We start from the raw sequence: 14,985 nt of genomic DNA, 5'->3' as shown, positions 1-14,985 counted from the left end.
CCGGCCTCAGACGAGGGTGCCCGCGCGCCAGACCGCCGAGACCAGGGGTACGCCGGGGCGGTAGGCGAGGTGGACGTGGGAGGGCGCGTCCAGCAGCGCGAGGTCGGCCCGGGCGCCGGGGGCGATCCGTCCCACGTCGTCGCGGCGCAGCGCCCGCGCCCCGCCCGCGGTGGCCGCCCAGACCGCCTCGTCCGGGGTCATCCCCATGTCCCTTACGGCCAGGGCGATGCAGAACGGCATCGAACTGGTGAAGGACGAGCCGGGGTTGCAGTCCGGCGACAGCGCGACCGTGGCGCCCGCGTCCAGCAGCCGGCGCGCGTCCGGATACGTCGAGCGGGTCGAGAACTCCGCCCCGGGCAGCAGCGTGGCGACCGTGTCGCCCTGCGCCAGGGCGTCCACATCGGCATCCGTGAGATGCGTGCAGTGGTCCGCGGAGGCCGCGTCCAGCTCGACGGCGAGCTGCACGCCCGGGCCGTACGAGAGCTGGTTGGCGTGGACGCGCGGGATGAGCCCGCGCTCCTTCCCCGCGGTGAGGACGGCACGGGCCTGGTCGCCGTCGAAGGCGCCCCGCTCGCAGAAGACGTCGACCCAGCGGGCGTGCGGGGCGCACATGTCGAGCATCGGCCCGGTGACGAGGTCGACGTACGCGGCGGGGTCGTCGGCGAACTCGGGGGCGACGATGTGCGCGCCGAGGAAGGTCACCTCGTCGGTGTGGGCGGCGGCGATGGACAGGGCGCGGGCCTCGTCCTCCGACGTGAGGCCGTAGCCGGACTTGATCTCCAGGGTGGTGGTGCCCTGGTGCAGGGCCTCCACCACGTAGCGGGCGACGTTGGCGTTGAGCACGTTGTTCGAGGCGGCGCGGGTGGCGGCCACGGTGGTGCGGATGCCGCCCGCGCTGTAGGCCCGGCCGGACATCCGGGCGTTGAACTCCTCGGTGCGGTCGCCCGCGAAGACCAGGTGGGAGTGGGAGTCGACGAAGCCCGGGATGGCGGCCCGGCCCGCCGCGTCGACCCGGTTGTCAGTGGTGGGTGCTTTGCTTGTTTCACCGACCCAGGCGATGCGGTCACCGTCGATGACGACCGCCGCGTCCTGGATCAGACCGAGGGGGCCTTCGCCGAGGGAGGGGTCGTTGGTGACGAGGCTGGAAATGTGGACGAGGGCGGTCGTGGTGGGCGTCGCGACCGTGTCCGTGGCGGTGGTCATGGTGGGGGTGTTCTCCTTGATCAGCCGGCTCGGCCTGGTCGGCCTGGTCAACCTGCTCGGCGTGGTCGGCCTCGTCGGCCTGGTCAGCCGCGCAGGGCCGCGATGGCTGCGGCCAGTGCTTCGGGGACGCGCGGGACGAGCTGGTGGGCCCCGTCCCGTACGACATGGCGGCCGCCGACCACGGTGTGCCGGACGTCCGCGTTGGTCGCCGCGAATATCGCCGTCTCGGCGCCCAGCCGGGGTGGCGGCCCCGCCGTGCGGACCGAGTCCAGCGCGATCGTGGTGAGGTCGGCGAGCGCGCCCACCTCGATCCGGCCCGTGTCCGCCCCCCAGCCGAGCGCCGCGTGACCGTCGGCGGTGGCGGCGCGCAGCAGCTGGGCGGCGGTCCAGTGGCCGCGGGTGCGGGTGTGCAGCCGCTCGTCCAGCTCCATCGCGCGGGCCTCTTCGAGGAGGTCGATCACGGCGTGGCTGTCGCTGCCCAGGGACAGCGGTGAGCCCGCCTGGCTCAGCTGGGCGGCCGGGCCGATGCCGTCGGCGAGGTCCCGCTCGGTGGTCGGGCACATGCACACGCCGGTGGCCGAGTGGCCCAGCAGCCGGATGTCGCCGGGGGTGAGGTGGGTCGCGTGCACGGCGGTCGTGCGCGGGCCCAGCACCCCGTGGTCGGCGAGCAGCTGGGTGGGGGTGAAGCCGTGCGCCTCCACGCAGGCGTCGTTCTCGGCGGTCTGCTCGGACAGGTGCACATGGAGGGGCGCCGCCTGCCCCTCGGCCCAGCCGGAGACGGTCGCGAGCTGATCGACGGGGACGGCCCGCACCGAGTGGACGGCGGCGCCGATGCGGGTGTTCCCGTCGCCCTTGAGCGCGGAGACCCGCTCGGCCCAGGCGACCGCGGTGCCGTCCGAGAAGCGGAGCTGGTGCTGATCGGGCTCCGCGCCGAAACCGGAGGACAGATAGCAGGTGTCGAGGAGGGTGATGCGGATACCGGCCTCGGCCGCGGCCGCGATCAGGGCCTCCCCCATGGCGTTGGGGTTGCCGTAGCGGCTGCCGCCGGGCGCGTGGTGGAGATAGTGGAACTCGCCGACACAGGTGATGCCCGCCATGGCCATCTCGGCGTACACCGCGCGGGCCAAGTCGAAGTAGCTGTCCGGGGTGAGCCGGTCGGCCACCTCGTACATCAGCGTGCGCCAGGTCCAGAAGGAGTCCGGCGCCCCGCCGTCCGACGGGTTCGCCGAGGCGCCGGACTGGACGATGCCGCGCAGGGCCCGGTGGAAGGCGTGGCTGTGGGCGTTGGCCAGGCCGGGGACGGTCAGCCCGCGCAGGGTGACGGAACCGGCCGGATGCTGTGCGGGACTCCCGGGCCGCACGGCCTTGATCCGCCCGTCCCTGGCCACCGCGATGACCACGTCCGGCACCACCTGACCGTCCAGCCAGGCGTACTCCGCCCAGTAGGTCTGTGCCGTCAGTGACACGCCAACCCCTCCAGTACCTGCGCGAGCGCGGCCACACCGGCGAGGCAGTCATCCTCGCCCGCCGTCTCCGCGGGTGAGTGCGAGACGCCGGTGGGGTTCCTTACAAACAGCATGGCGGTCGGAACCGACGCGGACAAAATGCCCGCGTCGTGCCCGGCGCCGGTGGGGAGCACCGGGACGCCGCCGAGCAGGCCGGACAGCTGGTCACGCAGGTCGTGGGCGAATTCCACGACGGGTGTGAAGGACTCCCGGGTGACCCGGACGTCCACCCCGTCGCGCTGCCCGCGCTCGACCGCCGCGCGCTCGATCTCGCCGACGACGGCGGCCAGGGTCTCCTCGTCGGGGGCCCGCGAGTCCAGCCAGCCGCGCACCAGGCCGGCGATCGCGTTCACCCCGTTCGGCTCGACGCCGACCTTGCCGAAGGTCGCCAGCGCTCCCGCGAGACGGGCCTTCTTGCGGGCCGCGAGGACGGTATTGGCGTACGTCAGCATCGGGTCGCGGCGGTCGTCCAGCCGGGTCGTCCCGGCGTGGTTCGCCTCGCCGTGGAAGTCGAACCGCCAGCGGCCGTGCGGCCAGATCGCGGAGGCGACGCCCACGGGGTTTTCCGTGCCGTCCAGGGCCCGGCCCTGCTCGATGTGCAGCTCCACGAAGGCGCCGATACGGGCCAGCCGCTCCGGGTCCGGGCCGATGGCCTCCGGGTCGTACCCGGCGCGCTCCATGGCCTGCGGCAGCGTGACGCCGTCCCCGTCCCGGAGGGCGTGCGCCTGCTCCGGGGCGAGCTGCCCCGCCGCGAGCCGGGACCCTACGCAGGCCAGGCCGAAGCGGGCGCCCTCCTCGTCGCCGAAGTTGACGATCGCGAGGGGCTTGGTGGGGTGGGCGCCGCGGGCCCGCAGCTCGTCCAGGGCCGCGAAGGACGAGACGACGCCCAGCGGGCCGTCGAAGGCGCCGCCGTCGGGGACGGAGTCCAGGTGGGAGCCGGTGACGACGGCGTCTCCGGCCGTCGGGTCGCCGAGCCAGGCCCACTGGTTGCCGTTGCGGTCCAGCTCGTAGGTGAGGCCGCGGGTCTCTGCTTGTGCCTGGAACCAGGCGCGGCAGTCGGTGTCCGCGGCGGTCCAGGCGTAGCGGCGGTAGCCGTTGGTCGTTTTGTTGCGGCCGATCGGGGCCAGGTCGCGCCACATCTCGTGGAACGACGAGCCGGTTGCGGGGGGTGCGCCCACTGCGGTCTAAGCCTCCGTTTCGTGCGCGGGTGCGGGCCGGTGGGTGGGTTGTGCCCACCCGTTCCGTCCAGGGGGCACCTCCCGGCGGTAGCCGGGGAAGGAACGATTGCCCACAACCATTACTCGGATTCCCTCATCGGTACGCGGACGTCTCGTGTCTCCGCCACCTCGTCCGCGCGGTCGTAGCCTGCGTCTACGTGGCGGATCACGCCCATGCCCGGGTCGTTCGTCAGGACGCGGCGGATCTTCTCGGCCGCCAGCGGCGTACCGTCGGCCACCGTCACCTGGCCCGCGTGGATCGAGCGGCCCATGCCGACCCCGCCGCCGTGGTGGATCGAGACCCAGGAGGCGCCCGAGGCGACGTTGACCATGGCGTTCAGCAGCGGCCAGTCGGCGATCGCGTCCGAGCCGTCCAGCATGGCCTCGGTCTCGCGGTACGGGGAGGCCACCGAGCCGCAGTCCAGGTGGTCGCGGCCGATGGCCAGCGGCGCGGCGAGCGTCCCGTCGGCCACCATCTCGTTGAACCGCTCACCCGCCTTGTCGCGCTCGCCGTAGCCGAGCCAGCAGATGCGGGCGGGCAGCCCCTGGAAGTGGACCCGCTCCCCCGCCATCTTGATCCAACGGGCCAGGGACTCGTTCTCCGGGAAGAGGTCGAGGATCGCCTTGTCCGTGGCCGCGATGTCCTTCGGGTCGCCGGACAGCGCCGCCCAGCGGAACGGGCCCTTGCCCTCGCAGAACAGCGGCCGGATGTACGCGGGGACGAAGCCGGGGAAGGCGAAGGCGCGCTCGAAGCCCGCGAGCTTGGCCTCGCCGCGGATCGAGTTGCCGTAGTCGAAGACCTCGGCGCCCGCGTCCATGAAGCCGACCATGGCCTCCACGTGCCGGGCCATCGCCTCGCGCGCCCGCTGGGTGAAGTCGGCGGGCTTCTCGGCGGCGTACGACGCCATCTCGTCGAAGTCCACGCCGATCGGCAGGTACGACAGCGGGTCGTGGGCGCTGGTCTGGTCGGTGACGATGTCGATCGGCGCGTCCATCGCGAGCAGCTGCGGGACCAGCTCGGCCGCGTTCCCCAGCACGCCGATGGACAGGGGGCGGCGGGCGTCGCGCGCCTCGGTCGCGAGCTGGAGGGCGTGGTCGAGGCTGTCGGCTCGTACGTCCAGGTAGCGGTGCTCGATGCGGCGCTCGATGGCGCGCGGGTCGCAGTCGATGCAGATCGCGACGCCGTCGTTCATGGTGACCGCGAGCGGCTGGGCGCCGCCCATGCCGCCGAGACCGGCGGTGAGGGTGATCGTCCCGGCCAGGGTGCCGTTGAACTTCTTCTCGGCGACGGCCGCGAACGTCTCGTACGTGCCCTGGAGGATGCCCTGCGTGCCGATGTAGATCCACGAGCCCGCGGTCATCTGGCCGTACATGGTCAGGCCCAGCGCCTCCAGGCGGCGGAACTCCTCCCAGTTCGCCCAGTCGCCGACCAGGTTGGAGTTGGCGATCAGGACGCGGGGCGCCCACTCGTGGGTCTGCATGACGCCGACCGGACGACCCGACTGGACGAGCATCGTCTCGTCCTGCTTCAGCGTGCGCAGCGTACGGACCATGGCGTCGAACGAACGCCAGTCGCGCGCCGCCTTGCCGGTGCCGCCGTAGACGACGAGCTTGTCGGGGTGCTCGGCGACCTCCGGGTCCAGGTTGTTCTGGAGCATCCGCAGGGCGGCTTCCTGCTGCCACCCCCGGGCACTCAGGTCCGTACCTCGCGGGGCCCGTACGGGTCGCGGTCCTGACATGGGCCGTGCCTCCCTGCCATCGTCTGGATCGAGTTATTCACATCATGGCTTTGATGAATATAGCTAGTCAATAGGGGTGGCGGCGCATACACACGGGTGGTTCCCCGGAGAGGCGTGCGCGGGGCGCGGGCGCCAGGACTTAGCGTCCTGCCGTGCCCCTGCCCCGTACCCATCGCGAAGTACGTCTCGCCGCCCGGCCCGAAGGGCCGCTCACCACCGACCACTTCGCGGTCGTCCACGCCCCGCTCCCGACCCCCGGCCGCGGCCAGGTGCTGGTGCGGAACCGGCTGATGAGCGTCGCCGCCGCCATGCGCCCGCTCGCCTCGGCCGACCCCGGCGCCCTCGGCCTGCCGCAGCTGCGCCACCGGGTCGGCGACGTCATACGGGGCCCCGCCATCGGCGAGGTGCTCAGCGCCCCGCCGGACACCGGCCTGACCTGCGGCGCCCTCGTACGCCACCACTCCGGCTGGCGCGAGTACGCCGTCCTCGACGCGGCCGAGGCGCCGCCGCTCGACCCCGACGCCCTGCCCGACCCCGCCGCGCACCTCTCCCAGGGCTTCACCGCCTGGCTGGGCGTGGTGCGGGGCGCCGGGGTGCGGCGCGGCGACACGGTGTTCGTCACCGGCGCGGCGGGCGGCGTCGGCACCCTGGCCGGGCAGTTCGCGCGGCTCCACGGCGCCGCGCGGGTCATCGGCTCCACCGGCTCCCGCGACAAGGCCGACCGGCTCGTCGAGGAGCTGGGCTACGACGCCGCCGTGATCCGCGGCGCGGGCCCCATCGAGGAGCAGCTGCGCGCGGCGGCCCCGGACGGCATCGACGTCCTGTTCGACACCGTCGGCGGCGACCAACTGCGCGCCGCCCTCGCCCTGGCCCGCCGCAGGGCCCGCTTCGCCCTCGTCGGCGCGCTCGCCGCCCAGCTGTCCGACGACGCCCTCGCCGCCACCCCGATCAGCACCCTCGCCGTCATCGCCCGCGGCGTCACCCTCCGCGGTATCAGCGCCTACGACCACGCGGACGCGGCTCCGACGTACCTGCGCGAATTCGGCCGCGCGCTGCGCGAAGGCGCCATCACCTACCCGCACACCCGCCTGACCGGCATCACCCAAGCCCCGCGCGCCCTGGTCGAGTTGCTGGAGGGCCGCCACCTGGGCGCGGTGCTGGTAGAGCTGTGATCGAGGCCGCGGGGCAGTACACCTGTTCGCCCCGTCACCGATTCCCGGCAGGGAATCCAACCCGGGTCACGTTTCCGCGTACGCTGCTCTCCGTGCGTCAAGCCACGCGCCGGAATGAGCGCAGGATCGCCGCGATCCCACACACCATCAACGCCATCGGCGACGCACTGAGCGGCGCGCAGCGCGCCCTCTTCTACAGCGAGGTCCTGGCAGCCGAGGAAGACGACGTCCCGGGCGTCATGCGCCGCTGGTGGAAGACGGCGATGCTCGACCGCGCCCCGGGCGCCGAAGACAGCAGGGCCAACGCCGCTGCCGGGCGCCGCCTGCTCTCCGTGGACGACCTCGCCGACCGGCTCGAAGGGAACCGCTCGGTGAGCGACCGACCACGCCGCGGCTGGACGGTCTGAACGGAGGAGATCCCGGCAGAGACGATGCTCGACATGCCGCCCGACCTCTCCAGGTGGTCGGCTTCCTGGCCGACTCAGCCCTGGACGCAGGCGGCGCGATCGACGACGACCGGCAGCCGCCAGATGACCCGACCTCGGCGTCCGGTACAGCGTCCAGATCGATGGCGAGCCCATCGTGTTCGAGTACGTCGTACTCCGCGAGACGGTTCCGCTGACCCCACCCCCATCGACCTGGCCCGGGGCCCGGCTGGGGTGGTTGGCTGAGGACATGACTGCGAATCCGGCTTCGGTTCCGGCCAGTGCCGCCGAGCGGCGTGAGCGGGCCGTGCGTGCCGCCGTCGAGCAGGGGCTGATCAGCCCCGAGCAGCCCGTCGTCGGGCTGCTCGACGTCACCGGCGTCCGCGCCGCCGCGGCCGAGCTGCGGGCGGCCTTCGACGAGGTGGTGGCGCCCGGTACGCCCGTTCTCCACGCCTTCGCGGTGAAGGCCGCCTCGCTCGTCCCCGTCCTGCGGCTGCTGACCGACGAGGGGCTGGGCTGCGAGGTGGCCAGCCCCGGCGAGCTGGCTCTCGCCCGGGCCGCCGGGGCGGGCGCCGACCGCATCGTCCTCGACTCGCCCGCCAAGACCCCCGCCGAACTGCGCGAGGCCCTCGACCTGGGCATCGCCCTCAACGCCGACAACCCGCAGGAGCTGGCCCGCCTCGACGCGCTCGTGGCCGGGACCACCCCCCGTTCCCCGCTGGGCCTGCGGGTCAACCCGCAGGTGGGCGGCGGCAGCATCGACGCGCTCAGCACCGCCACGGCGACCTCCAAGTTCGGGTTCGCGCTGCGCGACGTAGGGGCGCGCGACTGGGTCGTACGCGCCTTCGCCGACCGCCCCTGGCTGACCCGGCTGCATGCCCACGTCGGCTCGCAGGGGTGCCCGCTGGACCTGATGGCGGCGGGCGTCCAGGCCGCGTACGAACTCGCCGAGGAGATCAACGAGGCCATCGGCCGCCGCCAGATCGACACCCTCGACATCGGCGGCGGCCTCCCGGTGAACTTCACGTCCGACGAGATCACGCCCAGCTACCGGGAGTACACACAACTGCTCAAGACCACCGTGCCGGGGCTCCTGGACGGGCGGTACGGCCTGGTCACCGAGTTCGGGCGGTCGCTCCTCGCCAAGTCGGGCGTGGTGCTGGCGCGCGTCGAGTACGCGAAGTCGGCCGGTGGCCGCCCGATCGCCGTGACGCACGCGGGCGCGCAGCTGGCCACCCGTACGGTCTTCGCCCCCACCTCCTGGCCCCTGCGGATCGCCCCGTACGACGCGGACGGCCGCCCCAAGCCCACCGGCCCCGACGGCCCGGTCACCCAGGACATCGCGGGCCCGTGCTGCTTCGCGGGCGACCTGGTGGCCGAGAACCGGGCCCTCCCGGAGCTGGCGGCGGGCGATCTGGTGGGCCTGCTGGACACGGGGGCGTACTACTTCTCGAACCACTTCGCCTACAACAGCCTGCCGCGCCCGGGCGTATACGGCTTCGCACCCGACGGCGACGGGATCCGCTTCGCGGAGGTGCGAAAGCCCCAGACGGTGGCGGAGATCGTGGCGGAAAGCGGAGGCGCCGAAGCGGAGGGCCTGACGGGCTTGTGAGGGCCACCGGCGTGAGGGGCGGGGGCTCAGCCCGCCCCCGCCCAGACCCGCCGTGGGCGTCGGCCATCGGCGGGTGGCCGCCGACGACGGGAGGGGCGGGGTCGCAGGGGCGGGGTCCTGGACACCACGTGTATGTGTGGCGCCGATCGCCCAACGTTCACGAAACGCCCCACGTCAGCGGCGCCGTAAAGAGACGGTCCAGGGCCCTGCCCCGCAGGCCCCACCCCGGCACCCACCACCGCACCGCCCGCGCACCCGGACCCCGCACCCGGACCCCGCACCCGCACCCGCACCCGCACCCCGCCAGGGGTCACCGCTTGGCGCCGCCCGGCCCCGCGTCGCCCGCCGCGGGGCCCGTCGTCTGGTAGCCGCGGACATCACTGCCCGCCGGGCGACCGTGGGGGACCCAGTCCGTACGGACCCACAGCAGCGCGTCGTGCGCCCGCTCCCAGCGGCCCAGCCACAGCGCCTTCGCCCACAGCCCCGCGCCGAGGCCCGCGAGCAGCAGGCCGCCCGCCGCGGGGACGGCGAAGGACGAGCCGACGGTGGCCAGGAAGGCCAGGAGCAGCCACCACCGCAGGGCGCGGCGGCGGGTCCGCAGGGTCACCGCGCGGTCCTGGAGGAACACCGACGTGCCCGCGCGGGTGGCCTCCTGGGCGAGGGTCAGATACCGGCCGCGCCGTACGACGAAGACCGCCGCGGCCGCGAGCAGGAAGAGCGCCGCCCCGGCCAGCAGGCCGATGCGGCGGCCGGTGAGGCCGGGGAGCAGCGTCCCGATGCCCGCGGCCAGGATGCCCAACCACCACAGCCATCCGGCGGGCGCCCGTACGACCACGGCGACCCGTATCAGCGCATACGCCCCGCGTCCCATCTGCCGACCTCCTCGACGTCTCAGGCCATCGAACGCGGACTGTAGTGAGGATGGCTGAGAATTCGGTGAGACGGAACGGGGCCATCCCACGAGACGGGGCTACTCTACGAACAGCCCGCGCGCGGCCGCCCGCGCGTCGAACTCCTCCAGCCGCGCCTGCGCATCCGGCAGCGCGTCGCACATGGCCTCCAGCAGCACCCGCCCCAGCAGCATCGGCGCGCAGGCGGTGTCGAAGGCCAGCCCGGTGCCGACGGCCGCGGGCAGCAGCAGATCGCTGTGGCGGGCGACCGGGGCGAAGGCGCTGTCGGCGACGGCGACGACGGTGAGGCCGGTTTCCCGTGCGTACTCCAGGCCCTCCACCACCTCCCGCGGATGGCGCGGCAGCGCGAAGCACAGCAGGGCGGTGGCGCCCGCGCGGTGGGCCGCGTCGATGCGGTCGGCGAGCATCGTGCCGCCCTCGTCCAGCAGCCGGACGTCGGGGTGGACCTTGCGCGCGAAGTAGGTGAAGCCCCTGGCCTGCGCGGAGGCGGCGCGCAGGCCGAGGACCGGCAGCGGGCGGGACGCGGCGAGCAGCCGCCCGGCCCGCAGCACCGGTTCGGGGTCGGCGAGCAGGATGGCGAGGTGGCGCAGGTTGTCGATCTCGGACTGCACGGCCTGCTGGTACTCGTTGTACGCCCCGTCCCCGGCGGCCCGTTCGTCGGCGGCGGGGGCGACGTCGCGCAGGTGCTTGCGCAGCGCGGGGTAGCCGTCGAAGCCGAGCGCGACCGCGAAGCGGGTCACGGAGGGCTGGCTGACCCCGGCGAGTTCGGCGAGTTCGACGCTGGAGAGGAACGGCGCGTCGGCCGCCCGCCGCACCATGCAGTGCGCGATGCGGCGCTGGGTGGGGGTGAGGCGGTGGCCCTCGAACAGGGCCTGGAGGCGCGCGGCGCTCCCCGCGCTCCCCGCACCCGTCACATCCGCTGACGCACCGGCCACATCCGCCACCCCGTTGTCCGTACCCATCAGTTCTCAGCCCTCCCGGCCCTCAGCACCATCAGCTCCATCAGCACAATCAGCACCACGACGAGCCTCAGCAGACTCGGCAGGCTCGACGCCCTCGCACACCTCGGCCAGCGGGTCCAGCAGACCCACCGCGTCGGCCACATCCTCCGTCAACGGCCGGTCCTCCATCCGCGGATCGAGAACTTCCGCCGCCAGCGCATACGCGGCCGCCGCCGGTACCCCGGGCTCCGGTTCCATGCCGCGCTGCCGCAGCGCGCGGACCGCCGCGACCAGTTCGCAGGCCAGCACCTGCCGGTAGTGGTCGGCCACCCGCAGCGTCTGGCGGGCGCCGAGCGAGGCGAAGCTGGCCTGTTCCTCGACGCCGCGCGAGAGCACGGCGTGGCCGAGGGAGGCGGGGTGGGAGACGGCCCGCATCTCGCCGAGGGCCGCGCCCGCCGCGTACTCCAGGATCATCACGCCGGAGCTGGCGGGCGCGGGGTCGCCGAGGAAGGGGCGCAGCCGGGTGAAGTCGGGTTCGCTGAGCGCGGCGAGCCGGGCGGTGGACAGCCGGGCGGTCTGGAGGGCGGCGAGCCGGAAGTGGTCGAGGGCGAGGGCGGCGTGCGCGGCGTAGAAGTTGCCGTGGTGGTACGCGGCCTCGTCCTCGGAGCTGATCAGCGGGTTCTCGGCGGCGGCGTTGATGTCGACGTTCAGCACCCGCTCCAGCGCGTCGGCGGCGTCCAGCGCCGGGCCGTGGATCTGCGGCAGACAGCGGAAGCCGTACGGGTCCTGGATGCGGCCGAGCGGCGGGGTGGGCCGGGCCGGGGCGCCGATGAGGGCGCGTATGCGGGCGGCGGCGCGGATGGAGCCGGGGTGGGGGCGGGCGAGCTGGACGGGTTCGGCGTACGCCTCGTACGAGCCGCCGACCGCGATCAGCGAGAGCGCGGCGACGGCGAGCGAGGCGGACAGCAGGCGCCGCAGGTCGGCGAGGGCGAGCGCGGACTGGCCGAGGGTGAGGGCGTTGCTGCTGATGAGCGCGAGGGCGTCGTTGCTGTCGAGGGTGATGGGGTCGGGGGCGCGGCCGCCGGGGGCGGCGTCGGTGAGGTCCCAGGGGTGTTCGCCGACGAGGGCGAGCCCGGCCTGGGCGAGCGCGGCGAGGTCGCCGGTGCCGACCGCGCCGAACTCGTTGACCACGGGGTGGACACCGGCGTCCAGTGCCCGGACGAGGGAGGTGACGACGGAGGGGCGCAGCCCGGCGCCGCCCGCGAGCACCTGGTTGGCGCGGACGGCCATCATGGCGCGGACCTCGCGGCCGGGCAGCGGGGCGCCGATGGCACCGGCGTGGCTGCGCAGCAGCCGCAGGCCGTGGTCGTCGTCGGGGCCGACGTCCTCGGTGCGGTTGGCGCCGACGCCGGTGGAGCGGCCGTAGACCCGCCCGGTGGCGGAGAGCCGGTCCGCGGTCTCCCAGGCGCGTTCGGTGAGGGCGAGGGCGGCGGGGTCGGGGGCGGCGGGTAGGTTTCTGCGGTCGGCCAGACGTACGACGTCGGCGACGCGCAGGCTGTGGCCGTCGAGCGTGATGCGCGGTGCGGCGGGACCGGGGCCGCTCGCCGCGGCGCGCGCCGCGGCGGCCGCCGCGCCGAACGCCGTCGAATCCAGCATGTGAGACACCATCCAGGGCAACCCCTTCCGTACCCACCCTTTTCGGGCTAGCCGCCAAGCGCTTTCGTCCCATATTGCGAGCAGAAGTAACCGGCGATTAACGCACACCTATTGACTTCTATTCACTCGACTATGACTGTGCATGACTATATGCAGACAGGGCAAGGGGAAGCGGATGATCAGCTTCAAGCACGTCAGCAAGCACTACCCGAACGGCACCACCGCCGTCGACGATCTCAGTCTCGAACTCCCCGAGGGGGACATCACCGTCCTGGTGGGTTCCTCCGGCTGCGGCAAGACCACCACCCTTCGGATGGTCAACCGCATGGTCGAGCCGAGCAGCGGCACGGTGAGCGTCGGCGGGCGTGACATCCTCGAGGCCGACGCCGCCGAGCTGCGGCGCGGCATCGGCTATGTGATCCAACAGGCGGGACTCTTCCCGCACCGCACGATCCTCGACAACATCGCGACCGTCCCGCTGCTGCTGGGCTGGGGCCGTCGCAAGGCGCGGGCGCGCGCCGCCGAGCTGCTGGAGCTGGTCGGGCTGCCCGCCGGTTCCGGCAAGCGCTATCCGCACCAGCTCTCCGGCGGTCAGCAGCAGCGCGTCGGGGTGGCCAGGGCGCTGGCCGCCGATCCGCCGGTGCTGCTGATGGACGAGCCGTTCGGCGCGGTCGACCCGGTCGTCCGCACCCAGCTCCAGAACGAGCTGCTGCGGCTCCAGAGCGAGCTGCGCAAGACGGTCGTCTTCGTCACCCACGACATCGACGAGGCGGTCCGTCTCGGCGACCGGATAGCGATCTTCCGCACCGGCGGCCACCTGGTCCAGTGCGCGCCCCCGGCCGAGCTGCTGGCCTCCCCCGCCGACGACTTCGTGGCGGGCTTCCTCGGCGCCGAGCGCGGGCTGAAGCTGCTCTCGCTGTCCACCCTCGCCGGTCTCCCCCAAGAGCCCGCCGACGACAAGGGCCGCTGGCGGCTGGTCACCTCCGGCCGCGGCGAGCCGCTGGGCTGGCGCGACACCGAGGGCCCGGACGGCGACGAGGCCCCACTGCTGCCGGTGCGCCCCCTGCGCGACACCGACTCGCTGCTCTCCGCCCTCGACGAGTCGCTGGCCTCCCCCGCCGGGCTGGTCGCCCGGGTGGACGCGGACGGCGTGCTGACCGGGGTCACCGGGCGCGACCGGATCCACGAGCACGCGGGCCGCCGCCACGCCGAGGCGGGGCGTACGAACGCCTCCCAGGCTCCAGATGCCGACGCGAGCGTGACCGCATGACCGTCGACTGGGGCTGGTTCCCCGACCACCGGGACGACCTCACCACGCTCACCCTCGACCACCTCTCCACCGCCGTTCCAGCCGTCCTCTTCGGCCTGCTGATAGCGGTGCCGCTGGCGGTCATCGCGCATCGCGTACGGCCGCTGCGCGGCGTCCTCCTGGGCCTGTCGAACGTCCTCTTCACCATCCCCTCCATCGCGATCTTCGTGCTGCTGCTGCCGATCACCGGCCTCACCCGCACCACCGCGATCACCGGCCTCACGATCTACACCCTGACCGTGCTGCTCCGGAACACCGTCGAGGGCCTGGACAGCGTCCCCGCCAAGGCGCGCGAGGCGTCCACCGCCATGGGCGCGCGCCCGCTGCGCACCCTGCTCACCGTCGAGCTGCCACTCGCGTTCCCGGTGATCATGGCGGGCGTACGGGTCTCCACCGTGATGGCGATCTCCCTCGTCAGCGTCGCCAGCTACATCGGATACGGCGGCCTCGGCCAGCTGTTCACCGACGGCTTCCAGCGCAACTACCCCACCCCGGTCGTCGCCGGAGTCGTCCTGTCCCTGCTGCTCGCACTGGTCGCGGACGCCGTCCTGGTCGCCATCCAGTGGCTGTGCACCCCCTGGCTGAGGAGGCGTGCCTGACATGATCGAACTGCTCCAGAACCTCGGCCGCTGGCTGACCAGCGGCGCCCAGTGGTCCGGGCCCGACGGCATCGCGACCCGCCTCCTGGAACACCTCCAGTACTCGGCCCTCGCCACCCTCGTGGCCGCCCTCCTCGCCCTCCCCGTCGGGCTGCTCATCGGCCACACCGGGCGCGGCGCGTTCCTCGCCATCAACCTCTCCGGCTTCGGCCGCGCGCTGCCCACCGTCGGCCTGGTCACCCTGGTCTTCCTGGCCAGCGGCCTGAGCATGTGGCCCGTCTACGTCTCGCTGGTCGCCCTCGCGGTCCCGGTCATCGTCACCAACACCTACGCGGGCATGGCCGCCGTCGACCCCGAGGTCAGGGACGCGGCACGCGGCCAGGGCATGCGCTGGCACCAGGTCCTCTTCCAGGTCGAACTCCCCCTCGCCCTCCCCCTGATCATGACCGGGCTGCGGCTGGCCTGCACCCAGGTCGTGGCCACCGCCACCATCGCCGCGTACGTCAGCTTCGGCGGCCTCGGCCGCTACGTCTTCGACGGGCTGGCCCAGCGCGACCTGGTGCAGGTCCTGGGCGGAGCGGTGCTGGTCGCCATCCTGGCGATCGCCCTGGACCTGGCCCTGGCCGCCGTACAACGCCTGCTCTTCCGCAACCGCCCCGCCCCCTCGCAAGCGCACTGACCGACTTGTTTACGGAG

13 protein-coding genes are annotated in these 14,985 nt (G+C 73.5%); 6 read left to right on the top strand and 7 right to left on the bottom strand.

Annotation, left to right across the window (positions count from 1 at the left end; all coding sequences use genetic code 11):
- Positions 1-6: 6 nt before the first annotated feature.
- The 4 genes from hutI to hutU form a co-directional block, all read right to left on the bottom strand.
- Positions 7-1,203: an imidazolonepropionase gene (gene hutI, locus LCH29_RS16055; RefSeq protein WP_446462415.1), complete on the bottom strand. Its 1,197-nt coding sequence runs from the start codon at positions 1,201-1,203 to the stop codon at positions 7-9.
- Between the two features lie 83 nt (positions 1,204-1,286).
- Positions 1,287-2,669 carry a formimidoylglutamate deiminase gene (locus tag LCH29_RS16050; protein WP_446462414.1) on the bottom strand — a complete coding sequence of 461 codons (1,383 nt, stop codon included), beginning with the start codon at positions 2,667-2,669 and terminating at the stop codon, positions 1,287-1,289.
- Positions 2,660-3,847 (bottom strand): allantoate amidohydrolase, encoded by a 1,188-nt coding sequence (locus LCH29_RS16045; RefSeq protein WP_446462459.1) that lies wholly within the window; start codon positions 3,845-3,847, stop codon positions 2,660-2,662. Before LCH29_RS16045 ends, LCH29_RS16050 begins: the two co-directional genes overlap by 10 nt.
- 158 nt (positions 3,848-4,005) lie before the next feature.
- Positions 4,006-5,664, bottom strand: a complete 1,659-nt coding sequence (gene hutU, locus LCH29_RS16040) for a urocanate hydratase (RefSeq protein WP_446462413.1) — start codon at positions 5,662-5,664, stop codon at positions 4,006-4,008.
- A gap of 152 nt (positions 5,665-5,816) precedes the next feature.
- Between hutU and LCH29_RS16035 the strand changes: the two genes are divergently transcribed.
- The 3 genes from LCH29_RS16035 to LCH29_RS16025 all read left to right on the top strand — a co-directional run bounded on the left by LCH29_RS16035 (position 5,817) and on the right by LCH29_RS16025 (position 8,873).
- The gene (locus LCH29_RS16035) at positions 5,817-6,836 is read left to right on the top strand and encodes a zinc-binding dehydrogenase (protein ID WP_446462412.1); all 1,020 of its coding nucleotides are present in this window, start codon (positions 5,817-5,819) and stop codon (positions 6,834-6,836) included.
- A gap of 92 nt (positions 6,837-6,928) precedes the next feature.
- Complete coding sequence (locus LCH29_RS16030) at positions 6,929-7,243, top strand: hypothetical protein (RefSeq protein ID WP_446462411.1); 315 nt, start codon at positions 6,929-6,931, stop codon at positions 7,241-7,243.
- Between the two features lie 268 nt (positions 7,244-7,511).
- The gene (locus LCH29_RS16025; RefSeq protein ID WP_446462410.1) at positions 7,512-8,873 is read left to right on the top strand and encodes a diaminopimelate decarboxylase; all 1,362 of its coding nucleotides are present in this window, start codon (positions 7,512-7,514) and stop codon (positions 8,871-8,873) included.
- Between the two features lie 310 nt (positions 8,874-9,183).
- On the opposite strand, the gene LCH29_RS16020 is transcribed toward LCH29_RS16025, so the two are convergent.
- From LCH29_RS16020 to LCH29_RS16010, 3 genes are all read right to left on the bottom strand, one after another.
- Complete coding sequence (locus LCH29_RS16020) at positions 9,184-9,744, bottom strand: hypothetical protein (RefSeq protein WP_446462409.1); 561 nt, start codon at positions 9,742-9,744, stop codon at positions 9,184-9,186.
- A 99-nt stretch (positions 9,745-9,843) separates the two neighbouring features.
- Positions 9,844-10,746: a MurR/RpiR family transcriptional regulator gene (locus LCH29_RS16015; RefSeq protein ID WP_446462408.1), complete on the bottom strand. Its 903-nt coding sequence runs from the start codon at positions 10,744-10,746 to the stop codon at positions 9,844-9,846.
- A 6-nt stretch (positions 10,747-10,752) separates the two neighbouring features.
- Positions 10,753-12,381: an aromatic amino acid lyase gene (locus LCH29_RS16010; RefSeq protein ID WP_446462407.1), complete on the bottom strand. Its 1,629-nt coding sequence runs from the start codon at positions 12,379-12,381 to the stop codon at positions 10,753-10,755.
- Positions 12,382-12,556: 175 nt separating this feature from the next.
- Between LCH29_RS16010 and LCH29_RS16005 the strand changes: the two genes are divergently transcribed.
- Genes LCH29_RS16005 through LCH29_RS15995 form a run of 3 tightly spaced genes read left to right on the top strand, consistent with a single transcriptional unit; the run spans position 12,557 to position 14,968 of the window.
- Positions 12,557-13,651 (top strand): ABC transporter ATP-binding protein, encoded by a 1,095-nt coding sequence (locus tag LCH29_RS16005; RefSeq protein ID WP_446462406.1) that lies wholly within the window; start codon positions 12,557-12,559, stop codon positions 13,649-13,651.
- A complete protein-coding gene (locus LCH29_RS16000) occupies positions 13,648-14,289 on the top strand; it encodes an ABC transporter permease (protein WP_446462405.1) in 642 nt (213 codons plus the stop codon). Before LCH29_RS16005 ends, LCH29_RS16000 begins: the two co-directional genes overlap by 4 nt.
- A 1-nt stretch (position 14,290) precedes the next feature.
- Positions 14,291-14,968 carry an ABC transporter permease gene (locus tag LCH29_RS15995; protein ID WP_123100584.1) on the top strand — a complete coding sequence of 226 codons (678 nt, stop codon included), beginning with the start codon at positions 14,291-14,293 and terminating at the stop codon, positions 14,966-14,968.
- Positions 14,969-14,985 lie beyond the last annotated feature (17 nt).

This window comes from Streptomyces sp. BRA346 (assembly GCF_052851135.1).
The sequence above is the reverse complement of the archived record's forward strand: the minus strand, read 5'-3'. Positions and strand labels throughout refer to the sequence as shown.